Below are 25750 nucleotides of genomic sequence, written 5' to 3'. Positions count from 1 at the left end.
CCGCTTCGCGAACGCCGCCTCGTGCGGCGTTCGGCGTTCATGGCAGCGCTGGTCATGCTGGCCGCGCCGAGCGGCGCGATCGCCGCGGCCAGTGTGCAAGTCGTCGATACCGCGGGGAGCTATCTGCAACGCATGGACCGCGACGGCGACGGCCGCGTCGGCCTGGACGAATACTTGGCGTGGATGAGCTACGCCTTCGACGCCCGCGACGCCGATCATGACGGCGTGCTCAGCGCTGCCGAGCTCCCGGGCGGCCGCGGCAAGCCGATCACCCGCGCGCAGCACCAGGCCGCCTTGACCGCGCGTTTCCGCAAGCAGGACAGCGATGGCGACGGCTACCTCAGCGCCAAAGAATTGGCGGCGCCGCCGCGGTGAAGCCGCAAACCGATTCCCGATTGGCGCGCGACTTCCGCCCGGTCGCAGGAACATGCGCCTGCGACGCTGCGCCTTGGCGGCAAGTTCCCGTGCACAGGCCGGATCATGGCAATGAATTGCGTCCAGTTCCAACCCGATCGTTCGCGATCGGCCCTCCTGGCCCCTGGCCGACGATGGCAGCGAGCGGCGATGCGAGCGCGCATGAGAACCGCGCAACCACCCATTGCCGCAGTCGGCGCTGGGCAGCAAAACGCCTGTGCAGGCCATGAAGAACGGGTACCAGGAGCATCCAATCCTGTTCCATAAGCGGCCAGATGATCGGCCGGGATGCGACAAGGCTCTTAGTCCCGTTGCTTTCTCCACCGCGCGCCGCCAGCGGCAGTTATTCGAAAATTTGGAGCAACTGAAGCGGAGGAAGCGTCTTCGCTCCGGCCATCGCCGCCCATTCAAGCGTCGGGGCTGTCTTGCCGTAGGTGCTCCCATCATCGCGCCGGTTGGGCTTCATCAGAACAGCGAACCCTGGACCGGCACGACCACTTCGGCAGGCTGCATCGCCTCTGCCCCCAGCCGCCACGCCAACCCCGAAATCCGCGCCGCATGCCGCGCCAGCGCGGCGCGCAGCACCGCCTCGCTGCCGGCCAGGTGCAGGGTGCAGCGGGCGCGGGTGAGGCCGGTATAGACCAGCTCGCGGCTGAGCACGCGGGCGTGGCGGGTGGGCAGTTGCAGCCAAACCTCGTCGAACTCGCTGCCCTGGGCCTTGTGCACGGTCATGGCGAAGGCGCTCTCGTGCGCGGGCAGTGCGGCGGGGTGGAAGCCGCGGACCTGGCCGTCGCCCTCGCCTTCGAACCAGGCGACGAGGGCGCCGTATCCGTCGCGCCCCGAAGCGGGGCTCGCTTCGCTGCGCAGGCAGATGCCGACATCGCCGTTGAACAGGCCGTGGCGGTAGCTGTTCTCGGTAATCAGCAGCAGACGGCCGTGGAACCAGGGCGAGGCGGCGCCGAGGCGGCACGCGCCGCTGCCGCTCTCGGTCAGCAGTTGCTCGATGCGGGCGTTGAGGCCGCGCGCGCCCTGTGGGCCGGCGCGCACGGCGGTGAGCAGGCGCACGCGGCCGGCGTCGCGCAGGGCGGCGGCCGGGTCGGCGGCGCCGGCCAGGGCGCGCCAGTGCGCGAGCAGGGGGTCGCGGTGGGCCTGCAGGGGGTCGTCGCTGTCTTCGTGGAAGTGCACGCCGGCCAGCGCGCCGCCGCGCAGCAGGGCCAGGCTGCGTTCGACATCGCCGGCGCGCACGGCGTCGGCCAGCGGGGCGAGCGCGAAACCCTGGGCCTGGCGGTAGCCGCGCAGCAGGTGCACGCGGTGGCCGGCCAGGCCGCCGCTGCGGGTGTCGGGGGGCCGGCTGCCGCTGGGCGCGCTGCCGAGCAGCGGCTGCAGGGCCTGGGCGTCGTCCGGCTGCAGGGCATCGCCCGCGCCGGCCGCCTGCAGGATGGCGGCGAGCACGTCGCCGGCCTCGACCGAGGGCAGCTGGTCGGCGTCGCCGAGCAGGATCAACTGGGTGCCGTCGGCGACGGCCTCGACCAGCCTGCACATCAGGGGGAGGTCCACCATCGAGGCTTCGTCGACGACGATCAGGTCCAGCGCCAGTGGGTTGTCCGCATCGTGACGGAAGCGTGGCAGGTCGGGGATGACGCCGAGCAGGCGATGCAGGGTGCTGGCGCCGGGCGGCAGGGCCTCGGCCAGGGCCGGGTCCACGCCGTCGTCGAGCGCGCGCGCCACGGCGCTGCGCAGGCTCCCGGCCATGCGCTCGGCGGCGCGGCCGGTGGGCGCGGCCAGGGCGATGCGCGGCGCGGGAGTGCCGGCCGACTGCGCCTGAGCGATGCGCAGCAGCAGCAGACGCGCGATGGTGGTGGTCTTGCCGGTGCCGGGACCGCCGGTGACCAGCAGCAGCGCGCGGCGCAGGGCCAGCGCGGCAGCCTGGGCCTGGCGGTCGTGGCCGGCGGCGGCGTGCGGGAACAGCCGGGCGAACAGCGGCGCCAGCGGCGCGGCGTCGGCGGCCGGCAGCGGCTGGGCGGCGAGCCGGCGCAGGCCCTGCGCCAGGCGGCGCTCGTATTCGCGGTAGCGGCGCAGGTAGAGCAGGCCGTGTTCCAGCACCAACGGGCAGGCGGCGGCGGGATCTTCCGGCGCGGGCTGGGCGACCCAGCGCGAGGCGGCCAGCGCGCGCTGCCAGTCGGCCGGGTCGGGCAGGGCCGGGGCGGGGCCGTCGCGGGTGTCCAGCAGCACGCCGGCGCGGGCCGGGTCCAGGCCGGCATGGCCGCTGGCCACGGCCAGCGAGGCCAGCGCGGCGCCGGCCAGCACCTCGGCGCCGGTGTCCGGGGCCAGCCGCTGCAGGGTCTGGGCGAAGGCGAGGTCGAGACTGCGCAGGGCGCCGCTGCGCTGCAGGGTATCGAACACGGTCATGCCGCCGCCTCCGGCAGCGCGCGGCCGGCGAACAGGGCGTCCACGCCGTCCACCAGCGCCGGGTCGAAGCGCCAGGCGTGCATGCCCGGCGAGGGCGAGCGGGTGGCGTCCAGGCCGCGGCAGAACAGGTAGCGCACGCCGCCGACGTCGCGGGCGTAGTCGTAGCCCGCGCCCAGGCGCAAGCGCAGCCAGCGGTGCAGCGCCACGGTGTAGATCAGCGCCTGCAGGTCGTACTCGCTGTGCGCCATCGCGCGGGCCAGCGCAGCGGGGTCGTAGCCGGGCAGGCGGTTGGACTTGTAGTCGAGCAGGTACCAGCGCCCGTCGTGGCGGTAGGTGAGATCGATCAGGCCGGTCATCAGGCCCTCCAGGCGCTGGCGCGCGCCGAACGCCTGGCGCGCGCCGACCAGCCCGAAGCGGTGCAGCAGCGCCAGCAGCGCGTCGACGCGGGTGGGCCGCATTGCGAAGTGGAACTCCATCTCGTTGCGGCGCTGCGGCTCGGGCACCGCGGCCAGGCAGGTGCCTTCGGGCAGCGCCACGGTGAGGGTGTGGCCGACCAGGCCGGTGAGCATGGCGGTGCCGTCGTCCAGTTCGTCCTGGGCGTAGCCGCCGCGCTGCAGCGCGTCGACGATCGCCGCGGCCTGCCCGCCCGGCGCCGGCTGGCCGGGGCGCCAGTCGCGCCAGGCGGCGAAATCGCAGCGCTCCAACACCTCGTGCATCGCCACGCCAAAGCGGTTGCCGGCGAAGCGCCGGTCGAACGCTTCGATATCCACCGCTGCCGCCATCGTTTCGCTGGCGGAGGGCTCGTCGCTGCCGCCGCTGCCGGCGACGGTGGCGCTGGCCATCGCGGCGGCGCCGCTGCCGGCATCGGCGTTGGCCAGTTGGGTGAAGCTGTACACCCACCACTCCGCCGCCACGTGGCGCTGCGCCACGCGCGCCGGCGGCACCTGGATGGCGTCGGCCAACGGCAGGCGCGGCAGGTCGGCCGGCGGCGGGGTGGTGTCGATGACGATCGCGCCTTCCGCCGCCGCGGCCTGCAACGTATCCAGGTCCCCGACCATGGCCGCCAGCGCGCTGCGCGCGTGCTGGTGGAACGGCCCGGCGGCGATCCACAGCGCATGCTCGGCGCGGGTCAAGCCGACGTAGAGCAGGCGCGCGTCCTCGGCGCGCCGTTCCTGTTGCCATGTCGTCTCGGCGGCGCTCCAGGCCGGATCGTCGTTGCCTCCGCTCCACTTCGAAGTGTTCCAGTGCAGTTGCCGGCCGCGCGGCGGCGCATGCACGACGCAGTGGCGGCCGGCGCCGCGCTCGCTGCGGCCGATGCCGACGTAGGGCAGGAACACCAGCGGATACTCCAGGCCCTTGCTCTTGTGCAGGGTGACGATCTGCACGCGGCGCGCATCCGATTCCAGGCGCAGTTGCTGGGTCTCGTCGTCCTGGTCGGCGCCTGCGATCCGGCGCGCCAGCCAGTCGACCAGCCCATGCGGTCCCAAGGCGCGGGTATCGGCCTCTTGCAGCAGTTCGGCCAATTGCAGGTAGTTGGTCAGGCGGCGCTCGCCGTCGGCCAGGGCGAGCAGGCGTTGCGCGTGCGCGGCGCCGAGGTCGCCGACCAGCGCCAGCGGCCCGCCGCGCTGCCAGCGCTCGCGCCAGTCCAGGGCCTGCTGCTGCCAGCGCCGGTGGCGCTCGCCGTCGTGTTCGAGCGCGGCGAGCGCGGCGGCGTCTTCGCCGATCAGCAGCGTCGCCAGTGCCGCGCGCAGGCGGCTGTCGTCGCCGGGGTCGAGCAGCGCCTGCAGCAGGGTCGAAAGTTCCAGCGCCTGGTCGGTCGCAAATATGCTCTGTTTGCCGGCAGCCACCGCGGGAATGCCGACCGCGCCCAGCGCCTGTTGGATACGGGCGGCCTGTTTGTGATCGCGCACCAGCACCGCAATGTCGCCGGCCTGTACGGGACGCCCCAGAACAGTCGCCTCGCCGGCACCGCCGGCGGCCAACCACCCATGGATCGCAGCAACACAGGCGTCGGTGCAGATCGCATGCGAGCGCCCCGAGTTCCAACCGGGTTTGCCGGGAGAGGTCTTCTTGATTGCCGACGCGGCCGGCGGAGAAGCCGGCGGTTCCGGCGCGCGCCACAGGGTCAGCGCCGGTGCGGCGGCGCCGGCGCGCTGCAGGTCGGCGTCCGCGCGCTTGGCGCCCGGCTGCACCGGGTGGAAGGCGATGCCATCGGTGAGGAAGGCCTCGGCATAGCCGGCCTGCGCGTACAGCGCATCGATCGCCGCCAGCACGCCGGGGCGCGAGCGGAAGTTGTGGCCCAGCGGCGGCGCCCGCTCGGCAGTGGCCGCCGCGGCCAGATAAGTGCGCACGTCGCCGCCGCGGAAACCGTAGATCGCCTGTTTGGGATCGCCGATCAGGGCCAGCAAGCGCGCCGGCGCGTCGCCGCCGGACGACGGGTCCAGTGCGCCGCCCCGGTCTGCGGCGTCGGCGCCGAACACGGTGGAGAAGATCGACCACTGCCGCTCGTCGGTGTCCTGGAACTCGTCCACCAGCGCGATCGCGTACTGCGCGCGCAGGCGCTGCGCCAGCGCCCCGCCCTGCGGGCCCTGCAGCGCACGGGCCACGCCGTCGACCAGGTCGTCGTAGGTCTGCACGCGACGCCGGCGCTTGAGCGAGGCCAGCCGCGCCACTGCATCGTCGCGCAGCGCATGCAGCAGGCGAATGCGGCGCTGCAGCTGCCACTGCCGCACCTGCAGGTCGGTCTGCCGCCAGGTCTCCAATGCGTCGAACAGCGGCGAGCACGGCACGCGGTCGTGCGCGCCGTCCTTGCAGAACGCGCGCAGGCGCGACGGCAGCAGCTTGTCGAGGTGGCCGCCGCCGTCCAGCACCCAATGCGCCTCGGCGCTGCCTTGCCACAGCTGCTCGAATGCCTTGTCGAAACTGGGGCGGCGCGCGCGGCGGCCGTCGAACACCTTTTCGTCGAATGCGGCGGCGATGGCCCCGTAGGCCTGGTCGCCGTGCTCGCGCAGCGCCGCGACCAGCGCCTGCGCGGCGGCCTGGCGCGCCGCGGACGGGTCGGGCGACGGCGCCGCAGCCGCAGGCAACAACGGCGGATGCCGCACCAGTTCGCGCAGGTCGCCGGCCAAGGTCGCCGGCCCACCCGGCCACAGTGCGAGCAGATCCTCGGCCAGCGCCGCATCGGCCCCGCGCGCGCGCCATAGGTCGGCGGCGACTTCGCCCAACAGGTCGCGGTCGTTGCCCAGCAATTCGGGCGCGGCGAAGGTCTGGCCGCTCTCCAGCGCGTGTTCGCGCAGCACCCGCGCGCAGAAGCCGTGGATGGTGGAGATGGCGGCGAGGTCGATTTCCTCCACCGCCTGCTGCAGGCGCCGGCGCAGGGCGGCGGGGGTGTCTTCGCTGGCGGCCAGATGCGCGTGGAGGATGGCGCGGGTGAGTGCGGCGTCCGGCGCTTCCTGTAGGAGCGGCTTCAGCCGCGACGAGGCGTCGGCGATCCCGGTGGGCGACGGGTCGTCCATGCTCTCTGTCGCGGCTGAAGCCGCTCCTACAGAAGCAGCGGTAGGCACCAGCGTCGCCGCCAACGCCAGGCGCTCGCGGATGCGCCGGCGCAGTTCCTGGGTGGCGGCCTCGGTGAAGGTGACCGCGAGGATCTGGCCGACGCGCAGTCCGCGCTCCACCACCAGCCGGGTGAACAGGGTGGCCAGGGTGAAGGTCTTGCCGGTGCCGGCGCTGGCCTCGATCAGGCGCACGCCGTGCAGCGGCAGGGTCAGGTACGGGTCGTCGGTGCGCGCAGCGTTCATTCGGCCTCCTCCTGCGCGCCGCGCCAGTGGCGCCAGCTCTCGGCCAGTCGCGCCGGATCGAGCACGCTGTCGGCGCTGCCGCGTTCGAGCAGGCAATACAGCCGGTGGCTGGTGGCGGCGAAGTCGGCGAAGCGCTGCGCATCGGCAAACGGATCGCGGCCGCGGTGGACCAGGCGCAGTTCAGGCGACGCCGCTTCGCTCCAGCCGAAGCTGGCCCGCCACTGCGTGGCGGCGTCCTTGATCGCCTTGTCGAGATCGTCGTCGCGCGCGGCCTGGTAGTACTTCCAGCTGCTGTACGGGGCGAACGCCAGCGGCGCCTGCAGGCCCTGCCGGTACAGCCGCAACAGCTCGGCCAGCGCCGCCTGCGCTTGCGCCTGCGGCAGCGGTTGCAACGCGTCGCCGTCCATCGGATGCGGGCCGAGGCCGTCGTCGTGCTCGAAGAAGCGCACGTACGGCACGCGTTCTCCGGCGGCGCGCAACAGCAGCCATTCCAGGCCGTGGCGGATCGCTGCGCGGCCACCGGGGGCACCGACCTGCAACCGCCCCACGCCGTTCGGGTAGCGGCCGGGCAGCCGGCCGTGCACGTCGATGCCGTCGATCCGCACCTGCAACCGCGGCGACTGCGCCGATGCGTCGCCGCGCCACTGCGCGAACGCCTGCGCATACGGGCGCAGCTGGCGTAGGCGCTCGTCGAGCAGGTGCCGGCCCAGCGGGCCGGACGGCAGCAGCGCGCGCGCGCGCAGGCGGGCGTACAGCGCGTCGGTGGCGCCGCTCAGCACCGCTTCCAACACCTGTTGCTGCAAGTCGTGCTGTTCCAGCCCGCTGCCCGGCGCCAGCAGCGGCTCCAGGTCGCTGTCCTCGCCGGCCGGGTCGGGCAGGCGCATGCCCAGGCGATGGTGCAGGAACTGCCCGGCCGGGTCGGCGAACAGGCGGCGCAGGTCGTCGATCGCCAGGCTCGTCGGCACCGCCATGTCGTCCGCGGGCAAGGCCGCGGCCACCCACGGCGCCAGCGCCTGGCGCTGCCCGGCCAGGCTGTCCACCGCCGGCCGCCACTGCCGGCGATAGCTGAAGCGGCGCGGGTCGGCGCCGTCCTCGCCGAGCGCGCCGAACGCGGCGGCGGCGAACGGTTGCGACGGATGCCGCACCACGAGCGTGTCGATGGCCTTGGGATCGGCGTGGTACTGCGCGGCGCTGGCCAGCAGTTCGCTGACCAGCAGCGACGGCTCGCGCACGCTGCCGTCGCGCGCATCGGCGCCGAGGTAGCTGAGGTAGAACACGTCCTGCGCCGAAGCGAACAGCTGCAGGAACAGGAAGCGGTCGTCCTCGCGGGTGGAGCGGTCGCCGTGGCGGCGGCGTTCGCTGCCCAGTTCGGCGGTGAGGCGGTTGAGTCCGGCGGCCGGGTCGCGGCGCGGGAAGTCGCCGTCGTTCATGCCGAGCAGGCAGATCGCGCGGAACGGCAGCAGCCGCATCGGCACCATGCGGCCGAAGCTGATGCCGCCGGTGAGCAGCGGCGCGCGTGCGTCCGATTCGCCCAGCACCGCGGCGAAATGCGCGCGCACCACCTCGGCCGGGACCTTGCCGGCGTAGTCGGCGCGCGCCGCGTCGCGGGCGAACTGGTCGATCAGGGTGCGCAACCGCTCCAGCGCGCGTTGCGCGCGCGGCGCCGACGGCGCCTGCGGGATCAGCGCATCGAGCAGGCCGAGCAGGCATTCGCGCCAGTCCGCCGGGGCCGTCGGCTCGGCCAGCGCGGCTTGGTGATGGTCCAGCACGCGCAACAACCGCAGCAGCGTGTCCAGCGCCAGCAGCGCGCTGCCTTCCAGCTGCGGCCATGGCGCCACGCCGGCGATGTCGTCCTCGGCGCCGCTGGCGTGGCCGAGCAGCAGCCGGTCCAGCGCGAAGCGCCAGGTGTAGGCGTCGTCGGCGGGCGCCTGGTGCTGGCGGCGGTGCGCCGCGTCCAGGCCCCAGCGCGCGCCGGCGGCGTGCAGCCAGCCGCGCAGGCGGTCCAGCGCGGCCTCATCCAGGCCGGCGGCCTCGGCGATCGGCGCGCTGGCCAGCAGGTCGAGGATCTCGTGCAGGCCGAAGCGCGACAGCGGCAGGCCGAGCAGGGTCAGGAACACCTCGGCCAGCGGCTCGCTGGCCAGCGGGCTGGCGTCGGCCAGGGCGTAGGGCAGCGCGTCGTCGCTGCCGTGGCCGCCGAACACCGCATCCAGGTACGGCACGTACGGGTCGATGTCCGGCGCCAGCACCGCGATCTCGCGCGGCTGCAGCGGCGGTTCGAAGCGCGGGTCCTCCAGCAGCGCGCGCAGCTGGTCGTGCAGCACCTGCAATTCGCGCAACCGGGTATGGCAGGCATGCACCTGCAGGCTCGGGTCGGCCAGGTCCACGGCCGGCAGCGGCGCCGGCATGGCGGGCGCACGCCGCTGGAACAGGTCGCTCTGCATGCGCCGCAGCAGGCTGTCGCCGAGACCATCGTCGGCGAGCGGGCGGGCGCCGGACGCCAGCGGATCGGCATAGACCGCGATCTCGGCCAGCGGGTGCACCACCTCGTAGTCGCCGACCAGGGCCATGAAGTCGCGCCCGGCCGCGCCCCAGGCCTGCAGCAGCGGGTTTTCCTGTACCTGCGCGGCGAACAGGTCGGTCGCCCCGTTCTGCTGGCGGCGCTGCCACAGCGTCTGCAGGTCGCCCCAGTAGCCCTGGGTCGGGGTGGGCAGGTAGAAGTGCAGCGTGCCCACCCGCGCCTGGGTGGCGAGCACGCGCAGCACGTCCGGGGACACGTTGAGCACGGCGAAGGCGAACAGCCGCCGTGGCAGTCCCTGCGGCAGCGGGCCGTCGGGCCGCGCGAAGCGGTCCAGGTACTGGCCGATGCGGCGCGCGCGGTACTGGCGGCCGCCGGCGATGCGGCGCCACAGCCGCGCCTGCGGATCGTCCGCGTCGGCGCCGCCTTCCCAGCGCAGCAGCCAGTCGCGGCGCCAGGCCTGGTACTTCTCGAACACTCCGCCCAACTCGCCGGCCAGCGCCCACGGCTTGAGCGCATCGCCGTCGGCCAGATAGCCGGCCAGCGGCGCCAGCGCCGGGTCGCTGCCGAGATCGGCCTGCAGTGCCTGGTACAGCCGCCACTGGGTGGTGGCCAGGTCGAGATCGTCGTCGGCCGGACCCAGATTGGCCTGCAGCGCGCGCGCGACGAACTCGCCGGGGGTGAGGAATTCCAGGTTGGCGGCCACGCCATGCGCGGCGGCCAGCGTGGACTGCAGCCAGCGGCGCATCGCCACCTGCGGGATCAACACCACCTCCGGCGCCAGCAGCGGCTGCTCCGGCGCCGGCCGGCGCAGTTCCTCGGCGAGCAGGGCGGCCAGGGTGTCCAGCGCATTGGACGGATACAGGCGGAAGTCGGACGTGGGAGGGGCGTGCATACGGCCGGCATTGTGCCCGCATGCAGCCGCAGGCGACATCGCGGCTCGGCCGGATCCGGGCCGCGCACAGGGCGGCGGGCGGGCGCCCGATGCCGGATCGTCCATGCGCCGAGGCCGGCCTGTTGGCCGTGCCGCGGCATGCTCCGCGTCGCGTCGCGCCAGGGGTTCGGCCCGGGTTCGCCAGGCGCGCAGCCGGGATCACCGCGGCCATCCGCAGGATTAGAGCGTGTTCACGATCTTCCCCAATCAGTGCAGACTCGGCGGATGCGTAGGAAAACGTATCCAAGCGACATGAGCCGACCGGTTCGAGCAGATCCTCCCGAGCCTGCAACAGGCGCGCAAGCGCACCAAGCCCCGTCGCGTAGACCTGTATGAGGTGTGGTGTGCGGTGCTGTACCGGTTACGCACCGGATGCCCATGGCGCGCCTTGCCCAGCGACTTTCCGAAAGAAGGGATCGGGCATCAAGCGTCATAGTGCGGTCGATACCCAAGGCCTGCTCAGGCGGTCGCGGTGACGACGGCGGAAGCGACTGACCGCAAAGAAGCATTGCAACGTCTGGATCGCGGCAAGCCGAGCCTGGGGCAAGTACAAAAGCCGGTTGTGCGATAGCGGCTACACCGCAGAACCGTTCGCCGAAGGCGTGCGAGAGCTCCTGGGCGAGAGGTTGCGGTGCGGATCGCCAAGCGCAGCGAGCTGCACACCTTCAAGGTCATGCCCAAGCGCTGGAGCGTCGAGCGCAGCTTCGCCTGGCTGGAGAAGAACAGGCGGCTGTGGAAGCACTGCGAACGCAAGCTCAACACCAGCTTGCAGTCCTTAGACTCAACTTCCAAGCGCGACACCCTCTCAGCCAGTAGGGTGTATGCATGTCAAGAAGCTATCTCCACCTGAGCGCAGAAGAGCGCGCGGTACTCCAAATCGAAACGCGACGTGGTCAGAGCTTACGCTCGATATCCAGGCTGCTGGATAGAAGCCCGTCGACATCGAGCAGGGAGCTGGCCAGGCAGCAAGCCACGGTCTACCGTGCTCGAGAGGCGGCCATGCGTTACCGGACACGACGTCAGCACAGCGTTCGGCGGCGACGGCTGACACCGGGAACGGATTTATTCCAGATGGTGCGCGATCATCTGGTGCTGTGGCGCTGGTCGCCCCAGCAGATTGCTGCCAAGCTGCTCCTCATGTCCCCGGATGATCCTGCCCAGCGCGTCAGTCACGAAACCATCTACGCCACGATCTACGCGCACCCGCGCGGCGGCCTGAAAAAGGAGCTTGTGGAGGCGTTGCGCCAGCGCAGGCCGTCCCGGGGATCACGGCGCACGACCGCCGCCAAACGCAGCTGGGTGCCTGAGGAACCGCGGATCGTGCACCGACCCGAAGAGGTGCAACAGCGGTTGGTCCCAGGACATTGGGAAGGTGACTTGATCAAGGGAGCGTTCAATCGTTCCTGTGTTGGCACCCTGGTGGAGCGCAAGACGCGTTTTGTGGTGCTGTGCCGGATGGACGGCTGCACCGCCACAGACGCACTGGAAGGTTTCACCCGTCAGATGAAGAAGCTCCCCGCATCCATGCGAACCAGCTTGACCTATGACCGTGGCACCGAAATGACGCGCTATGCCGAGCTGATGGAACGGTTGAACATCGACCTGTGGTTTGCCGATCCGCACGCACCGTGGCAGCGCGGAAGCAATGAGAACACCAACGGTCTACTTCGCCAGTTCCTGCCCAAGGGGGCGGACCTATCCGCCGTCAGCCAGGAATACCTCAATCACATCGCGTTGCTGATGAACACTCGCCCTCGCCAGACACTTGGCTGGAAGACGCCTAGCGAGGCAATGGAAGCGGACATCGCAGCGTTCAAATCACGTGTTGCACTTGAATCTTGAGACCGCCGTTCATCCATCCGACATTCCTGGCGCTGCTGCTCAGAAGATCGTGAACGGGTTCCTAGAGCGGTCGGCCCGCCCTGCGGCGCCCGGCAGGCACCGGCGCCGCGGCGGCGAGCATCTTCGACGCCACTCGACCGGAGATCCGCCCGCCGTCGCGCTCGCCGGTCGATCCGGCCTCGGCCAGCGGGGCGAAGGCGGCCATGCGCACACTGGCGCCACGAATGCGATAATACTGCACGGCGCAGTTCGGTTAAGTTCAGCCGTCTGGCTCAATGCTGTGTTGATTTTCCGTTAAAGGCGGCCATGGCGTCTTCCGAACCCAATCTGGTGCAGTTGGCGGGCGTCCGCATCGACCGTGGCGGACGCGCGATCCTGCGCGACGTTTCGCTGGCGGTGCCGCGTGGCAGCATCACCGCCGTGCTCGGCCCTTCGGGTAGCGGCAAGTCGACCCTGCTGGCGGCGCTGACCGGCGAACTGGTGCCGGTCGCGGGCACCGTCGAGGTGTTCGGTCAGTCGCTGCCGCGCGGCAGCCGCGCGCTGCGCGAGACGCGCAAGAGCATCGGCGTGCTGCTGCAGGGCAACGGCCTGCTCACCGACCTGAGCGTGGCCGAGAACGTGGCGCTGCCGCTGCGCGCGCATACCCGCCTGCCCGAGCCGGTGCTGCAGCGGCTGGTGGCGCTGAAGCTGCACGCGGTCGGCCTGCGCGCCGTCGCCGAGGCCTGGCCGCGCGAGCTGTCCGGCGGCATGGCGCGGCGCGTGGCGCTGGCCCGCGCGCTGGCCCTGGACCCGCCGTTGATGATCTACGACGAACCGCTGACCGGGCTGGACCCGATCGCCTCCGGGGTGATCATGAGCCTGATCCATCGCCTCAACGACACTCTCGGCCTGACCAGCATCATCGTCAGCCACCACGTCCACGAGACCCTGCCGATCTGCGACCAGGCGGTGGCCATCGCCAATGGCGGGGTGGTCTTCGCCGGCGCCCCGGACGCGCTGCAGGCCAGCGCCGATCCGCTGCTGCAGCAGTTCCTGCACGGCCGCCCAGACGGCCCGATTCCGTTCGATGCGCCGCCGCGCGCGCGGAGCGCCGCCTGATGGCCGCCGTCGAATCGATCCGCGCGCTGGGCCGCGCCGGGCTGTTCTCGGTCACGGTACTGCGCGGCTCGCTGCCGACCCACGATTTCCTGGCCGAGCTGGTCCGCGAGATCTACAAGGTCGGCGCTCGCTCGCTGCCGATCATCGCCGTCGGCGGCGCCTTCGTCGGCCTGGTGCTGACCCTGCAGGGCTACCGCACGCTGCAGACCTACGGTGCCTCCGATGCGCTGTCCACGCTGCTGGGGCTGTCGCTGTACCGCGAGCTGGCGCCGGTGCTGACCGCGCTGCTGTTCATCGGCCGCGCCGGCAGTTCGATCGCCGCCGAACTGGGGCTGATGCGCGCCACCGACCAGATCAAGGCGCTGGAGCTGATGGCGATCGACCCGGTGGCCAAGGCGGTGGCGCCGCGCTTCTGGGCGGCGGTGCTGACGGTGCCGCTGCTGACCGGCATCTTCTGCTCGCTGGCGATCAGCGCCAGCTACTTCGAGGCGGTGCACGTACTCGGCCTGGATCGCGGCACGTTCTGGTCGGCGCTGTCGAGCAGCGTGGATTTCTGGGACGACTTCGGCGTGGCGATGCTGAAGTCGGCGGTGTTCGGCGGCACCGCGGCGCTGGTCGCCTCGTATGTCGGCTTCCATGCCGAGCCGACCATCGAGGGCACCTCGGTGGCCACCACCCGCGCGGTGGTGAACGCCTCGCTGCTGGTGCTGATGTTCAATTTCGTGTTGTCGGCGCTGCTGTTCCAGTAAGGGAACGCGCCGCGCCACCGCTTTAACGGCCGCGACACTGTCGCCGCGGCCCCGATGAATCAACAAGGTAGGCACGTCATGGCTATCCGTGGTCCCCGTCTCGAGTTCGCCGTCGGCGCTTTCCTGCTGCTGGGGCTGGCATCGCTGTTGGTGCTGGCGCTCGCCTCGACCAACCGCCAGTGGGGTTTCGACGGCGGGCGCTATGCGCTGACTGCCCGCTTCTCGCAGATCGGCCAGTTGCGCCAGCAGGCGCCGGTGAAGATCGGCGGGGTGATCATCGGCCAGGTCGCCAGCATCGAGCTGGACCCGGCCAAGTTCGATTCGGTCGTGACCCTGGCCATCGACGACCGCTACAAGGACCTGCCGGCGGACACCTCGGCCGGTATCCTGACCAGCGGCCTGCTCGGCGAGAGCTACGTCGGCCTGCAGCCCGGCGGCGACCCGGAGACGCTCAAGCCCGGCGGGGAGATCGCCTTCACCCAGCCGGCGGTGGACCTGATCCAGCTGGTTGGAAAGTACATGTTCGGCGGCGGCGGCGGCACCGCCGGCACCACATCCCATGCCGCATCCTCCCCGAACACCGCCACACCCTCTACGGAAACGGAACCCAAGCCATGACCATGACCAACACACTGCTCTCCGCCGCCCTCGCCACCGTGCTGGCCGTGGCCGCGCCCGCCACCGCGCTGGCCCAGGCTGCGCCTGCCGCCGCCGCCCAGCAGGGCTCGGCCAGCAAGGTCGTGCTCGACAACAGCACCCGCATCCTGGCCACGCTGGAACAGCGCCGCGCCGAGTTCAAGGCCGACAACACCGCGCTCAGGCAGTTCATCGACAGCGAGATGAACAAGTCCTTCGACCGCGACTACGCGGCGCGCCTGGTGCTCGGGGTGCACGGCCGCGGCGCCTCCGAGGCCGACGTCAAGCTGTTCGCCGACGCGATGGCCGACAACCTGATGCAGCGCTACGGCACCGCGCTGTTGACCTTCGAAGGCAAGCCGCAGGTACGGGTGAAGTCGGAAACCCCGCTGCCCGGCGGCCGCGGCGCCAAGGTCTCCACCGAACTGCTGCGCAGCGGCGGCGACCCGGTCCCGGTCGACTACCTGGTGCGCAATGCCGGCGGCAGCTGGAAGATCTTCGACGTGATGGTCGAAGGCGTGTCCTACGTGCAGACGTTCCGCAACCAGTTCGACACCCCGCTGCGCACCAGGTCGATTCCCGAAGTGGCGGCCGAGCTGCGCAACGGTTCGCTGCAGGCCGCACCGGCGAGCGGCAGTGGCAAGTGAGCCGCGCCTGCGTCGCGACGGCGATACGCTCGCGCTGAGCGGCGTGCTCGACCGCGCCGCGGCCACCGCGCTGTGGCCGGCGGCGCTGCCGCTGCTGGCCGGCGCGCGCGCGCTGGACCTGCGCGAGGTGCGGCGGGTGGACAGCGCCGGTCTGGCGCTGCTCGCGGAACTGGCCGCGCGCGCGCGCGGACCAGCCGGGCTCGCCATCCACGGCGCCCCGGCCGGCCTGACCGAATTGAGCGCCGCCTACCGGCTGGCCTCGACCCTGGATTTCCAATCTCCCCCGGCGGCGAGTTGACCCATGAACGTGCTGCGTATTCTCACTTCCCTTGCCCTGGCCGGCACCCTTGGCGCCTGTGCCGGCGCCCCCAAGCGCCCGCCGCCGCCAGCGGTCGCCGCCACAAACGAGGCGACGGCACAGGCCGCCGATGCCCAGGCGGTGCCTGCCCAGGTGCCGCTCGCCGGCGGCGCGATGGCCGTGCCGGCGAGTACGCCGCCGACCGGCGGCGCGGTCACTGCGGCCGAGGACGACTACGCCGCGCTGTACGGCGGCGACCCGTACAACCCGGTCGCCGATCCGGCCCTGCCGGCCGCTATCGCGGTGCCGCAGAGCTACGACCCGTGGGAGAAGTTCAACCGCAAGGTGCACACGTTCAACAACGCCGTCGACCGCACCGTGGCGCGGCCACTGGCTCGCACCTACGTCAAGGTGGTGCCGCGGCCAGCGCGCCTGGGCGTGACCAACTTCTTCGACAACCTCAGCTCGCCGCTGACCATGGTCAACCAGTTGCTGCAGGGCCGCCCATTGCAGGCCGGGCAGACCCTGGGCCGGTTCCTGATGAACAGCACGCTGGGCATCGTCGGCATCTTCGACCCGGCCAGCGACGCCAAGCTGCCGCGACGCAGCGAGGACTTCGGCCAGACCCTGGGCGCCTGGGGCTGGCGCCGTTCGCGCTACCTGGAACTGCCGCTGTTCGGGCCGCGCACGGTGCGCGACGTGTTCGGCCTGGTCGGCGACGCGCCGTTGTCGCCATTGCGGCAGGTCGAGGAAGACACCGTGCGCGTGGGCCTGCAGGGTCTGCAGCTGGTCGATACGCGCGCGCAACTGCTGTCGCTGGACAGCCTGCGCGACGACGCGCCGGACGAGTACCAGCTGACCCGCGATGCGTGGATGCAGCGTCGCAACTACCAGATCGAAGGCGACCTGCGCGGCCACAAGCGCCAGGACAACGACCTGCCCGACTACCTGCGCGAGGAGGAGACCAATCCGACCGTGCCGGTGGACGCGATGCCAATGCCGGAATGGCGCGGCGGCCGCTAGCCGGGCGCGGGTTCCGAGACGCAGCAAGAACCCGCGGCGGCGGATGGAGCGCGGGCGCGCGGCGGCGCTCACGGCGCAGGATCGGTTTCGTCGCCGGCGATCTCGCCCAGCAGGCGCCGCGCGTCGCCGCCGGGCAGCGATTCGACGCCGCGCAGACGGCGCTCGATCGCGCGGGTGCGCACGCCGGTGTTGTCGATCTGCTTGGCCGCCTGGTCCAGCTTCTGCTTCACCGAATCCAGCACGTCGCCGAACTTGCCGAACTCGGTCTTGGCCGCGCCCAGGATTTGCCAGACCTCGGCCGAGCGCCGCTCGATCGCCACGGTGCGGAACCCCACCTGCAGGCTGGTCAGCAGCGCCAGCAGCGTGGTCGGCCCGGCCAGGGTGATGCGGTGGTCGCGCTGCGTGGCCTCGAAAAGGCCGGGACGGCGCAACACTTCCGCGTACAGGCCCTCGGTGGGCAGGAACAGCACCCCGAACTCGGTGGTGTGCGGGGCGGAGATGTACTTGCCTCGGATCCGCCGCGCCTCCTCCCGCACGCGCCGCTCCAGCGCCTCGCCGGCGGCGCGCGCCGCGTCCAGGTCGGCGCGCTCCTGCGCATCGAGCAGGCGCTCGTAGTCCTCGCGCGGAAACTTGGCGTCGATCGGCAGCCACACCGCGCCGTCGGCGCTGGACCCGGGGAAGCGCACCGCGAATTCGACCCGCTCGGCGCTGCCCGGCACAGTGGCGACGTTGGCCGCGTACTGGTCTGGCGCGAACACCTGCTCCAGCAGCCCTGCCAACTGCACTTCGCCGAACACACCGCGCGACTTGACGTTGGTCAGCACCCGCTGCAGGCCGCCGACATCGGCGGCCAGCTTGGTCATGTCGCCCAGGCCCTGGTGCACCTGCGCGAGCATCGTGGTCACGTTGCCGAAGCTCTCGGCCAGGCGCGTGTTGAGGGTGTCGTGCAGCTTTTCGTCCACGGTGCGGCGCATCTGCTCGAGCCTGGCCGCGTTGTCGGCCTGCAGTTCCTTCAGCCGCTGTTCCAGCGTGCCACGCATCTCGCCGATGCGCTGCTCGTTGCGCTGGGTCAGTTCGTTGAGCCGCTGGCCGAGCACATCGGCCAGGCGCTGCTGCGACTCGGCGCCCTCCAGCCGGCCACGGCGCGCGTCCTCGCTCAGCGCTTCGCGCAGCAGGTCCAGGCGCTGGTCGGTGCGGGTGGACAGGTCGGCAAGATGGCGGGCGAAGCCTTCGCTGCGCGCATCCTGCTGCCGCGCCAGACTGTCCAGTTGCTCGCGCAGTTCGCCGCGGCCGTTGCGCTGCTCCTCGCGCACGGCCTGTTCCAGCGCCGCCGGATCGTTGCGACGCAGCAGCAGCGCCAGCAACAGGATGACGACCGCGCACAGAAGGCCGGCCAAGATCAGGAAATGGAGATCGCTTTGCATGTCGCCAGTGTAGCCGGCTGCGTCGCAGGCGCTGCGCCGCAGCGGAGCAGCGCTTGGCGTTGCGGGGCGTTGCTGGGAGCATTGTTCAGGGGCGACTATGTAGCTTGAGGCGAGTGCGAAGCCGCCTGGAGCGCGTTGAGACAAGGCGCGTGCCGCCCGCCCACGCGGCGGCATGGGCCAGCGGCACAACGCCGGCGCCGTGCCGCTGACGGCCGACGCATCTCATCGTAAAGCGCACAACATGCTCTAACGCCCACGCTTCTAGCAGCGAATCACTGCCACGTCAGCCAACGCGCGGCGGATATCCATATGGCGGCAGAAACGACTTGCAGTCAGGGCTGTTCACGATTTCCCTGAATTCTCTTTCTTCTTTGGCATTTTCCGTCCCATTGACGAGCAAGCCCCTGGCTCTGAGACAGGTATGATGGTTGAAAGTGCCATAAGGTGGAAATGGGGCCGAGGCAGTGGCTTCGTCCTTTCTGCTCGGGTAGTTGAAAAGATTTGCCTGGAATACGCGCTTTTGTACGAACGGGTTTTCCCTGGAGTCCGGGCCTTGCCAAGTCGCTACCTCGCCGCTCGAATCCTCTGCCGCCTCAGTGTGCAATGCGTTGGCCGAGGCGCCGCCCACACTCCGCTCGACTCGCTTCCATGCCCGGGCTGAATCTTCCCCAGGGCTTTTGGCCGGCGAATTCCCGCGTTCAGCGATATATCCATGGAAAGCAAGATCACTGCCGCCAGTCAAATCGACCCCAGGCTTCAAAATGATGCGATTGATTATTTCGTTGGCGCGCCCTTTTACACTCCGCACCTTGACCCCCGAAACTCTTCCCGCCAGGCGTCAACTCCCCCCTGAAAATCGAACCGGCGGGACTCATGTTGACCAAATCCCTGTGCGCCGGCGTGGTGGAATGAATCGACGCCCATGCAAGTCTCGCCGACCGCGCAAAGCCCGACTGGCTGAGGTCGGTATGAGCAACACCGGCATCGGAGGACGACATGGCCGCGGATGAAAAAAAGCCGATTTGATTCATGGCTAAAGCCTGTTACAGCGTGTCGGACATTCTCCGATAATACTGAGTCGGCGGCAAGGCGATCAAAAAACGCACATTCGTTGATCTGATTGGAGCGTGTTATGAACTTCACCTCGGTCCGGCTGGTATATGCGATGAGATCTCGCCGCCCGTACGCGATCGACATTTCCGATGAAGAATGGGCTTTCGCCGCGCCCTGCCTGACGTTGATGGATGAGTAGGCGCCATAGCGCAGATAGGCGTTGCGCGCGATGTTCGATGCGCAGCGCTGGGGTGGCCCGCGCCGGGGCGCCCTGGCGCCTGCTGCGCAATGACTTCCCGCCCTGAGAAGCGGTCCATCCACACACCCAGCGCTGGTTGCAGGCCAGATGCTTCGTCGTCGTATTCGCCACCCTCATGCTCGGCAATGCCGCAACGATCCTTCGAAGTTCACAACACGCTCCAGTGGTCGGATACGCGACCTGGGTCAGCCGGTTCGGCGCGTCGTAGCGATATAGGCGATCTTGATGTTGCGCGCATCGACTTGCGCGGCGCTGTTGCCGGCGCTGTCGTGGGTGTCGCTGGTGACGCCGGTATCCGCGCTGGTCAGCTTGGTCGGGTTTCCCAGGCCATCGTCGGCGCAGGTCGTGTCAGGACCTTGGGATCGGCGACCTGGGTCAGGCGATCCAGTGCGTCGCAGGCGTAGGTGGTTTGCGCGGCGATCCCGCCCACGTCCCGCAGGGTGCCTGCCAGGCGGTCGCGCTGCTCGCGCAGTTCGCCGCGGCCGCCGCGCTGTTCCTCGCGCCGCGCGTGTTCCAGCGCCGCCGGGTCGTTCCGGCGCAGCAGCAGCGCGATGACCGCGCCCAGCAGGCCGGCCAGGAGCAGGAAATGGGGATCGTTTTGCATACCGCCCGTATAGCTGGCCGCGTCGCAGCCGCTGCGCCACGCGAGCCGGCATCCGCCTGGACGCGAGGTTGCGCCGGGCGGCACGCCAGTGCACGCTGCATCGCGCGCGGCCGATCCGGATGCCATGCTTACCCTCTACGGCAAGTCGTCCTCGATCAACGTGCGCAAGGTGCTGTGGCTGTGCGCGGAACTGGACCTGGCGATCGACCAGCGGCCGTCTCGGGCGCCGGCTTCGCCGCCGTGGACACGCCGCCGTTCCGCGCGCTCAATCCCAACGCCCTGGTGCCGGTGCTGCGCGACGGCGACTTCGTGCTCGGCCTGTCCACCCGGCGCTGGATGGCCACGCCGATGCAACGCCCGCGCTGCCGGCGGTGGAGGCTTGCTACGCGCGGCTGTCGGCGCGGCCGGGCTTCCTGGCCCACTTCCTGGCCCACGGGCGCACGGGCTTGCATGACCGGCGCCGTCGCGCGCCTGGCGTTGCTGCCCCGCGTTCGGCGACACTCGCAGGCGGCCCCCTGTTCCGCCCTCCCCCCCCTGGAGAGGCCCGCATGTCGTTCCTGTTCCGGCGCAAGTCGCTCGATCTGGTCACCGTCCACGAGGCCGGGCGCCGGTTGCTGCTCACGCTGATCTGGAGCGCCTTCGTCCGCCAGGCGGCGCTGGCCGCTCTTGATCGGGCCGACACGCCGGTGCGCATCGCGCGCGGCCGCAAACGCCGCCGCGCCGCGCCGCGGCTCAGTCCAGCACGCGGCAGAACACCGCTTTCAGATAGCGCGATTCCTGCACGTGGGCCATGAACGGGTGGTCGGCGCCGGCGCCGGCCACCTTCAGGATCTGGAGGGTGCGGCCGGAGAAGTACGCGGCGCGGCGCAGCATGTCCAGGAACTCGTGCTCGGCGACCAGGCCGGTGCAGGAGAACGTGGCGAACAGGCCGCCGGGGGCGACCACGCCCAGCGCCAGCTTGTTCATGTCCAGGTATTTCTTCAGCGCCGGGATCACCTGGTCGCGGTCGCGGGTCATCTTCGCCGGGTCCAGGATCACCACGTCGTAGCGGTCGCCGCGCGCGGCGGCGTCGCGCAGGTAGGGGAAGATGTCGGCCTGCACGAACTTCAGCCGCACATCGTTGAGCCTGGCGTTGCCCTTGGCGATCTCGATCACGTCCTCGTCGATGTCCACTCCGACCACCTCCCCGGCGCCGCGCACCTTGGCGTAGACGGCGAAACCGCCGGTGTTGCAGCACAGGTCGAGCACGCGCTTGCCGCCCACCTGCTGGCTCAGCCACTGGCGGTTCTCGCGCTGGTCGGCGAAGAAGCCGGTCTTGTGCGCGCCGGCCGGGTCGGCGCGGAAGCGCACGCCGTATTCGCTGATGATCGCCGGCTCCGGGCGCTCGCCGCTGCTGGACACCGGGCGGTAGTCGAAGCTTTCCTGCTTCTGCACGTGCTCCTCGGCGAAGCTGTAGAAGCGCGCGCCGGGGAACTGCGCGCGCAGCGCGGCGTAGATCCACTCGCGGTGGCGGAACATGCCGGCGCTGAAGAATTCCACTACCAGCAGGTCGCCGTAACGGTCCACCACCAGCCCGGATAGGCCGTCGCCCTCGGCGTGGACCACGCGCCAAGCGTCGGACACCGCGTCCAGCTGCAGCACGTCGCGGCGCAGCGACACCGCCTCGGCGACCTTGCGCGCGAACCAGACTGCATCGACCGCGGCCGCGGGATCGGCCTCGAGGATGCGCACGGCGATGCGCGAATGGCCGTTGTAGAAACCGCGGCCGATCCACTCGCCGTCCACGCCGACCACATCGACGAGCGCGCCCGGCTTGGGCTTGGCGGCGGGCTTTTCGACCAGTTTCTGGAAGATCCACGGATGGCTGGAGCGCCAGGCGTTCTTGAGGCGGACTATGGGCAAGGGGGTGTGCATGAACGCCATTGTATCCGCCCCGATTGACGCCACCGCCGGCAGCCGCAAGAATGCGCGCAGAAGGGGAGTAGCTCCCAATGTTGTCGCCGTCAATTCGAGCCCGCAGGCTCCGGTGCAACGGCAGCCGGTCATCGGCTGCGAGCGAGACCTTCGCCGCAGTGGCGAAGGGCACCCCCTTGGAACGATCCCATCGTCTCCGTCCGGGACACCTCGCCGCAACGGCCCGAGGTTCAATGTCCACTGACGGGAGTTCCCCATGCAAACGATAGGCAACGTGTGGTTGTGGAGCGGTTTCGCGGTCGTGGTGATCGCGGCGCTGCTGGCGGACCTGGTGCTGATGCGCCACGGCGGTCCGCACAAGGTCACCTTCAAGGAAGCGCTGTGGTGGAGCCTGGGCTGGATCGGGCTGGCGCTGGCGTTCAACGCCGGGCTGTGGTGGTACCTGCGTGAGACCATCGACGTGGCCACCGGCAACCAGTACGGGCTGGAGTTCCTGACCGGCTACCTGGTGGAGAAGTCGCTGGCGGTCGACAACATCTTCGTGTTCCTGATGATCATGAGCTACTTCGCGGTGCCGGAGGAGCAGCGCCAGCGCGTGCTGGTGATCGGCGTGCTCGGCGCGATCGTGCTGCGCGCGATCATGATCTTCGCCGGCTCGGTGCTGCTGACCAAGTTCCACTGGCTGCTGTACGTGTTCGGCGCGTTCCTGCTGCTGACCGGCATCAAGATGTGGTTCTCCGCCGGCAAGGAGCCGGACTTGGAAGCCAACCCGGTACTGCGCTTCATGCGCAAGCACCTGCGCCTGACCCCGCAGTACCACGGCAACGTGCTGAGCGTGACCCAGGAAGGCAAGCGCTGGTTCACCCCGCTGTTCGCGGTGCTGATCCTGATCGCCATCACCGACGTGATCTTCGCGGTGGACAGCATCCCGGCGATCTTCGCGATCACCACCGACCCGTTCCTGGTGCTGACCTCCAACGTGTTCGCGGTGCTGGGCCTGCGCGCGATGTTCTTCCTGCTGGCGGGCATGGCCGACCGCTTCCACCTGCTGCCGTACGGGCTGGCGATCGTGCTGGTGTTCATCGGCACCAAGATGCTGATCATCGACCTGTACAAGATCCCGGTGCTGGTGTCGCTGCTGGCGGTGGCGCTGGTGATCGGTGCGACGGTGGCGCTGAGCCTGCTACGTCCGGCCAAGCCGGCGCACTAGGGCGGCGTGGCCGCGGGATTGTCCCGCGCCCGCGGCCAGTCTCTCCCGGCGCCGCCGCCTTGCCCCGGGCGCCCGGCGTCGCCATCCAGGGAAAATGGACACCTTTGCGCTTGCTTCGCCCCCGGCCGACGACGATGCGCAGGCGCAGGGCCGTTTCGACCGGGCGCGGATCCTGCGCGCCTTCAACGCCAGCCTGGCGCTGGTCGCGGTGCTGGTGGCGGTGTTCGCCAGCCAGGGCCTGTTCGACTGGCGGCCCTGGTCGGTGGGGCCGCTACAGGCCAGCGGCCTGCGCGGGTTGCTGACCGCGCCGCTGCTGCACGGCTCGCTGCAACACCTGGCGGCCAATGCCGGCGCGCTGCTGATCCTGGGCACGCTGGCCGGCAGCGTATATCCCCGCGCCAGCTTGGCGGCGTTGCCGTTGCTGTGGCTGGGCTCGGGCCTGGGCGCGTGGCTGCTCGGCGAGCCCGGCAGCCATCATCTGGGCGCCAGCGGCATCAGCCACGGCCTGCTGTTCCTGGTGTTCGCGCTCGGGCTGCTGCGCCGCGACCGCGCCGCGCTCGCCGCCAGCATGATCGCGTTCCTGTTCTACGGCGGCATGCTGGTGACGGTGCTGCCGCACGAAGCCGGCGTGTCCTGGCAGTCGCACCTGGGCGGCGCGCTGGGCGGCATCGTCGCGGCGCTACTGCTGCGCCACCGCGACCCGCTGCCGCCGCGCAAGCGCTACAGCTGGGAGGATGAGGGCGAGGAGACGCCGGTGGCCCTGGACGAAACGCTGGAACCCCCGCCACCGGCGCAGGTGCCGGTGTTATGGCATCCGCCGCCGGCCCCGCCGCACGGCGGGGTGCTGCGCTTTCCGCCGCGGCCGCAACGCGACGACGGCTGACACGCCGCGTTCGCCCCCGCGCCGATCCCGCCCCGGGCGGCGCACGCCGTACCCTGGCAGGGCCGCCGTCGCCCGCCCGAGATCGCATGCCTGCGTCCCACGCCCTCCGTCTCCGTCCTGCCGCCCTTGCCCTGCTGGTGCTCGTACTCGCCGCGTGCGGCACGCCGGCCGCACGCGCTCCGACGGCACCGGCAATGGCCGCCGCCAAGCCCGGCAAGGCGGTCGGCTACCTCGCCGCCAACGCGGTCCCGGCCAGCCTGCAATTGGTACCGCCACCGCCGGCCGAGGGCACGCCCGGCCAGGCGCTGGATCAGGCGGTCAACCGCGCGGCGCTGGCGCTGCGCGGCAGCGCGCGCTGGCAGCAGGCCGCACGCGATGCCGACCTGCACTTCCCGGCCGGCGCCAGCCAGTTCGCCTGTGCGTTGGGCGTCGCCATCGAGGCGCAACGCACCCCGCGTCTGTACACGCTGCTGGAGCGCAGCCGCCTCGATGTCAGCGCCGCGACCAAGGCGGCCAAGAACCACTACCTGCGGCCGCGCCCCTTCATGCTCAACCGGCAGCCGACCTGCACCCCGGAGGAAGAAGACGGGCTGCGCCGCAACGGCTCCTACCCCTCCGGGCACAGCGCGATCGGCTGGGCCTGGGCGCTGATCCTCAGCGAGATCGCCCCCGACCGCGCGACCGCCTTGGTCGCGCGCGGCCGCAGCTACGGCGAGAGCCGGCTGGTGTGCAACGTGCACTGGCAGAGCGACGTGCTGGCCGGGCGCTTCATGGGTGCGGCCACGGTGGCGCGGCTGCATGCCGCGCCGACGTTCCGCGCCGACCTGGAGGCCGCGCGCGGCGAGATCGCACGCGCCCGGGCACAGCGCGCCACGCCGGAGCAGGACTGCGCGGCGCAGGCGCAGGCGCTGCAGGCGCGGCCGCCCAACGCGCTGTAGGGCAGGCCGGCCCGCGCGTGCGGCCCCGCCCTGGGCAGCGACGTGCGGCGGCCGCCACGTCTGCGGCGCCGGGGCGAAGACCGCGCCGGCATTGCCTGACGCCAGCTGTACGGCGATCGCAAAGGCGCCACCCACTGTCATGTCTGTGCCTTCAGATGGCCGGTCTCCTCCCAGTGGATCCCGCCATGGTTCGTCGTTCCTCCCGTTTCCCCCTGCACGCCGGGCTCGGTCTGGCCCTGGCCGCCGCGCTCGCCGCGCCGTCCCTGCTGGCTGCGGCGGCCAAACCGATGGCCGCCGCCAAGATCGCCGGCTATTTGTCCCCATCGCAGTTGCCCGACAGCCTGCTGCTGGTGCCGCCGCCCCCGGCCAAGGGCTCGCCCGGCCGCGCCCTGGACGAGGCGATGAACCAGCAAGCGCTCGCGCTGCGCGGCTCGCCGCGCTTCGCGCTGGCGGCGCAGGATGCTGAACTGCACTTCCCCGGCGCTGCCAACCACTTCAGTTGTCCGCTCGGCATCGAGGTCAGCGCCCAGCACACCCCGCACCTGTACCGGCTGCTGCAGCGCGTGGCCATGGACGCCGGCGACGCCGCCGAGAAGGCCAAGGCCTACTACCATGTGCCGCGCCCGTTCATCGACAACGGCGAGCCCAGCTGCACTCCCGCCGCCGAGCCCGAACTGCGGCCGAACGGCTCCTACCCATCGGGCCACACCTCGATCGGCTGGGCCTGGGCGCAGGTACTCAGCCAAGCCGATCCGGCGCGCACCGACGCGCTGATGGTGCGCGGCCGCAGCTACGGCGAGAGCCGTATCGTCTGCAACGTGCACTGGCAGAGCGACGTGCTGGCCAGCCGCATCGTCGGCGCCGCCACGGTCGCCAGGTTGCAGGACAACCCGCAGTTCCGCGCCGACCTGCAGGCCGCGCGCAAGGAGATCGCCGCCGCGCGCACGCAGGGCCTGAAACCGGCCAAGGACTGCGCTGCGGAAGCCGAGACGCTGCAGGTGCGGCCGGCGAGCGCGCTGTAGGACGACGCGCCGTCGCCGGCATGCCCGTCGGCGACGGCAGCGGCAAGTCGCGGCGGCCGGGCATGCTGGAGCGTTCATGCC

At 71.0% G+C, this 25750-nt stretch carries 21 protein-coding genes and 2 pseudogenes; 15 read left to right on the top strand and 8 right to left on the bottom strand.

Translation table 11 applies throughout. From position 1 onward, the window contains the following. Positions 1-39: 39 nt before the first annotated feature. Positions 40-375 (top strand): EF-hand domain-containing protein, encoded by a 336-nt coding sequence (locus tag G4Q83_RS18555; RefSeq protein WP_185817259.1) that lies wholly within the window; start codon positions 40-42, stop codon positions 373-375. Between the two features lie 214 nt (positions 376-589). After that, a pseudogene (locus G4Q83_RS18550) lies at positions 590-709 on the top strand (IS481 family transposase); the annotation flags it as partial. Positions 710-879: 170 nt separating this feature from the next. Here G4Q83_RS18550 and recD read toward each other — a convergent pair. Genes recD through recC form a run of 3 tightly spaced genes read right to left on the bottom strand, consistent with a single transcriptional unit; the run spans position 880 to position 10030 of the window. Further along, positions 880-2823, bottom strand: coding sequence for an exodeoxyribonuclease V subunit alpha (gene recD, locus G4Q83_RS18545; protein ID WP_128421387.1), 1944 nt, complete (start codon positions 2821-2823; stop codon positions 880-882). Further along, positions 2820-6620 (bottom strand): exodeoxyribonuclease V subunit beta, encoded by a 3801-nt coding sequence (gene recB, locus G4Q83_RS18540; protein ID WP_128421386.1) that lies wholly within the window; start codon positions 6618-6620, stop codon positions 2820-2822. The genes recD and recB overlap by 4 nt, the downstream gene beginning before the upstream one ends. Next, the gene (gene recC / locus G4Q83_RS18535) at positions 6617-10030 is read right to left on the bottom strand and encodes an exodeoxyribonuclease V subunit gamma (RefSeq protein WP_185817258.1); all 3414 of its coding nucleotides are present in this window, start codon (positions 10028-10030) and stop codon (positions 6617-6619) included. Before recC ends, recB begins: the two co-directional genes overlap by 4 nt. A 264-nt stretch (positions 10031-10294) precedes the next feature. On the opposite strand from recC, the pseudogene G4Q83_RS18530 reads away from it, so the two are divergent. After that, positions 10295-10919: pseudogene (locus G4Q83_RS18530) on the top strand (transposase). After that, a complete protein-coding gene (locus G4Q83_RS18525) occupies positions 10895-11911 on the top strand; it encodes an IS30 family transposase (RefSeq protein WP_185817247.1) in 1017 nt (338 codons plus the stop codon). The pseudogene G4Q83_RS18530 and the gene G4Q83_RS18525 overlap by 25 nt, the downstream one beginning before the upstream one ends. A 61-nt stretch (positions 11912-11972) precedes the next feature. On the opposite strand, the gene G4Q83_RS18520 is transcribed toward G4Q83_RS18525, so the two are convergent. Continuing rightward, positions 11973-12116 carry a hypothetical protein gene (locus G4Q83_RS18520; protein WP_158255042.1) on the bottom strand — a complete coding sequence of 48 codons (144 nt, stop codon included), beginning with the start codon at positions 12114-12116 and terminating at the stop codon, positions 11973-11975. A 101-nt stretch (positions 12117-12217) separates the two neighbouring features. Between G4Q83_RS18520 and G4Q83_RS18515 the strand changes: the two genes are divergently transcribed. The 6 genes from G4Q83_RS18515 (at position 12218) to G4Q83_RS18490 (ending at position 16362) form a co-directional block, all read left to right on the top strand. Continuing rightward, complete coding sequence (locus tag G4Q83_RS18515) at positions 12218-13009, top strand: ABC transporter ATP-binding protein (RefSeq protein ID WP_128420914.1); 792 nt, start codon at positions 12218-12220, stop codon at positions 13007-13009. Next, positions 13009-13758, top strand: coding sequence for an MlaE family lipid ABC transporter permease subunit (locus tag G4Q83_RS18510; RefSeq protein ID WP_128420915.1), 750 nt, complete (start codon positions 13009-13011; stop codon positions 13756-13758). The genes G4Q83_RS18515 and G4Q83_RS18510 overlap by 1 nt, the downstream gene beginning before the upstream one ends. Positions 13759-13836: 78 nt before the next feature. Continuing rightward, positions 13837-14376, top strand: coding sequence for an outer membrane lipid asymmetry maintenance protein MlaD (gene mlaD / locus G4Q83_RS18505; protein ID WP_128420916.1), 540 nt, complete (start codon positions 13837-13839; stop codon positions 14374-14376). 2 nt (positions 14377-14378) lie between these two features. After that, on the top strand, positions 14379-15041 hold the full coding sequence (locus G4Q83_RS18500) for an MlaC/ttg2D family ABC transporter substrate-binding protein (RefSeq protein WP_128420932.1): 663 nt from the start codon (positions 14379-14381) through the stop codon (positions 15039-15041). Then, a complete protein-coding gene (locus G4Q83_RS18495) occupies positions 15031-15339 on the top strand; it encodes an STAS domain-containing protein (protein ID WP_128420917.1) in 309 nt (102 codons plus the stop codon). Before G4Q83_RS18500 ends, G4Q83_RS18495 begins: the two co-directional genes overlap by 11 nt. A gap of 3 nt (positions 15340-15342) precedes the next feature. Next, positions 15343-16362, top strand: a complete 1020-nt coding sequence (locus G4Q83_RS18490) for an MlaA family lipoprotein (protein ID WP_128420918.1) — start codon at positions 15343-15345, stop codon at positions 16360-16362. A 68-nt stretch (positions 16363-16430) separates the two neighbouring features. On the opposite strand, the gene G4Q83_RS18485 is transcribed toward G4Q83_RS18490, so the two are convergent. From G4Q83_RS18485 to G4Q83_RS23715, 3 genes are all read right to left on the bottom strand, one after another. Then, positions 16431-17786, bottom strand: a complete 1356-nt coding sequence (locus G4Q83_RS18485) for a DNA recombination protein RmuC (RefSeq protein WP_128420919.1) — start codon at positions 17784-17786, stop codon at positions 16431-16433. Between the two features lie 725 nt (positions 17787-18511). Beyond that, positions 18512-18817 (bottom strand): hypothetical protein, encoded by a 306-nt coding sequence (locus tag G4Q83_RS18480; RefSeq protein WP_128420920.1) that lies wholly within the window; start codon positions 18815-18817, stop codon positions 18512-18514. Between the two features lie 585 nt (positions 18818-19402). After that, positions 19403-19702, bottom strand: coding sequence for a hypothetical protein (locus tag G4Q83_RS23715; protein ID WP_246432423.1), 300 nt, complete (start codon positions 19700-19702; stop codon positions 19403-19405). 548 nt (positions 19703-20250) lie between these two features. On the opposite strand from G4Q83_RS23715, the gene G4Q83_RS18465 reads away from it, so the two are divergent. Next, positions 20251-20496 carry a hypothetical protein gene (locus G4Q83_RS18465; protein ID WP_158255043.1) on the top strand — a complete coding sequence of 82 codons (246 nt, stop codon included), beginning with the start codon at positions 20251-20253 and terminating at the stop codon, positions 20494-20496. Here G4Q83_RS18465 and G4Q83_RS18460 read toward each other — a convergent pair. Next, positions 20435-21616, bottom strand: a complete 1182-nt coding sequence (locus G4Q83_RS18460; protein ID WP_128420921.1) for a class I SAM-dependent rRNA methyltransferase — start codon at positions 21614-21616, stop codon at positions 20435-20437. The two genes, G4Q83_RS18465 and G4Q83_RS18460, sit on opposite strands and share 62 nt — an antisense overlap. 256 nt (positions 21617-21872) lie before the next feature. Between G4Q83_RS18460 and G4Q83_RS18455 the strand changes: the two genes are divergently transcribed. The 4 genes from G4Q83_RS18455 to G4Q83_RS18440 all read left to right on the top strand — a co-directional run bounded on the left by G4Q83_RS18455 (position 21873) and on the right by G4Q83_RS18440 (position 25669). Further along, entirely contained in the window at positions 21873-22826 is a 954-nt protein-coding gene (locus tag G4Q83_RS18455; RefSeq protein ID WP_128420922.1) for a TerC family protein, read from the top strand. A gap of 94 nt (positions 22827-22920) precedes the next feature. Next, positions 22921-23709: a rhomboid family intramembrane serine protease gene (locus G4Q83_RS18450; protein WP_128420923.1), complete on the top strand. Its 789-nt coding sequence runs from the start codon at positions 22921-22923 to the stop codon at positions 23707-23709. Between the two features lie 86 nt (positions 23710-23795). Next, positions 23796-24647, top strand: a complete 852-nt coding sequence (locus tag G4Q83_RS18445) for an acid phosphatase (protein ID WP_128420924.1) — start codon at positions 23796-23798, stop codon at positions 24645-24647. 185 nt (positions 24648-24832) lie between these two features. Continuing rightward, on the top strand, positions 24833-25669 hold the full coding sequence (locus tag G4Q83_RS18440) for an acid phosphatase (RefSeq protein WP_128420925.1): 837 nt from the start codon (positions 24833-24835) through the stop codon (positions 25667-25669). Positions 25670-25750 lie beyond the last annotated feature (81 nt).

This window comes from Xanthomonas theicola, assembly GCF_014236795.1.
Taxonomy (GTDB): domain Bacteria; phylum Pseudomonadota; class Gammaproteobacteria; order Xanthomonadales; family Xanthomonadaceae; genus Xanthomonas_A; species Xanthomonas_A theicola.
This window is presented reverse-complemented; position numbering and strand designations above follow the sequence as displayed.

Coding starts and splice junctions, on each gene's coding strand:
- G4Q83_RS18465 (WP_158255043.1), top strand. CDS start 20,251: ATGTCGTTCCTGTTCCGGCGCAAGTCGCTCGATCTGGTCACCGTCCAC.
- recB (WP_128421386.1), bottom strand. CDS start 6,620: ATGAACGCTGCGCGCACCGACGACCCGTACCTGACCCTGCCGCTGCAC.
- G4Q83_RS18440 (WP_128420925.1), top strand. CDS start 24,833: ATGGTTCGTCGTTCCTCCCGTTTCCCCCTGCACGCCGGGCTCGGTCTG.
- recD (WP_128421387.1), bottom strand. CDS start 2,823: ATGACCGTGTTCGATACCCTGCAGCGCAGCGGCGCCCTGCGCAGTCTC.
- G4Q83_RS18490 (WP_128420918.1), top strand. CDS start 15,343: ATGAACGTGCTGCGTATTCTCACTTCCCTTGCCCTGGCCGGCACCCTT.
- mlaD (WP_128420916.1), top strand. CDS start 13,837: ATGGCTATCCGTGGTCCCCGTCTCGAGTTCGCCGTCGGCGCTTTCCTG.
- G4Q83_RS18450 (WP_128420923.1), top strand. CDS start 22,921: ATGGACACCTTTGCGCTTGCTTCGCCCCCGGCCGACGACGATGCGCAG.
- G4Q83_RS18510 (WP_128420915.1), top strand. CDS start 13,009: ATGGCCGCCGTCGAATCGATCCGCGCGCTGGGCCGCGCCGGGCTGTTC.
- recC (WP_185817258.1), bottom strand. CDS start 10,030: ATGCACGCCCCTCCCACGTCCGACTTCCGCCTGTATCCGTCCAATGCG.
- G4Q83_RS18525 (WP_185817247.1), top strand. CDS start 10,895: ATGTCAAGAAGCTATCTCCACCTGAGCGCAGAAGAGCGCGCGGTACTC.
- G4Q83_RS18455 (WP_128420922.1), top strand. CDS start 21,873: ATGCAAACGATAGGCAACGTGTGGTTGTGGAGCGGTTTCGCGGTCGTG.
- G4Q83_RS18485 (WP_128420919.1), bottom strand. CDS start 17,786: ATGCAAAGCGATCTCCATTTCCTGATCTTGGCCGGCCTTCTGTGCGCG.
- G4Q83_RS18515 (WP_128420914.1), top strand. CDS start 12,218: ATGGCGTCTTCCGAACCCAATCTGGTGCAGTTGGCGGGCGTCCGCATC.
- G4Q83_RS18445 (WP_128420924.1), top strand. CDS start 23,796: ATGCCTGCGTCCCACGCCCTCCGTCTCCGTCCTGCCGCCCTTGCCCTG.
- G4Q83_RS18460 (WP_128420921.1), bottom strand. CDS start 21,616: ATGCACACCCCCTTGCCCATAGTCCGCCTCAAGAACGCCTGGCGCTCC.
- G4Q83_RS18555 (WP_185817259.1), top strand. CDS start 40: ATGGCAGCGCTGGTCATGCTGGCCGCGCCGAGCGGCGCGATCGCCGCG.
- G4Q83_RS18480 (WP_128420920.1), bottom strand. CDS start 18,817: ATGAATCAAATCGGCTTTTTTTCATCCGCGGCCATGTCGTCCTCCGAT.
- G4Q83_RS18520 (WP_158255042.1), bottom strand. CDS start 12,116: ATGGCCGCCTTCGCCCCGCTGGCCGAGGCCGGATCGACCGGCGAGCGC.
- G4Q83_RS18500 (WP_128420932.1), top strand. CDS start 14,379: ATGACCAACACACTGCTCTCCGCCGCCCTCGCCACCGTGCTGGCCGTG.
- G4Q83_RS23715 (WP_246432423.1), bottom strand. CDS start 19,702: ATGCAAAACGATCCCCATTTCCTGCTCCTGGCCGGCCTGCTGGGCGCG.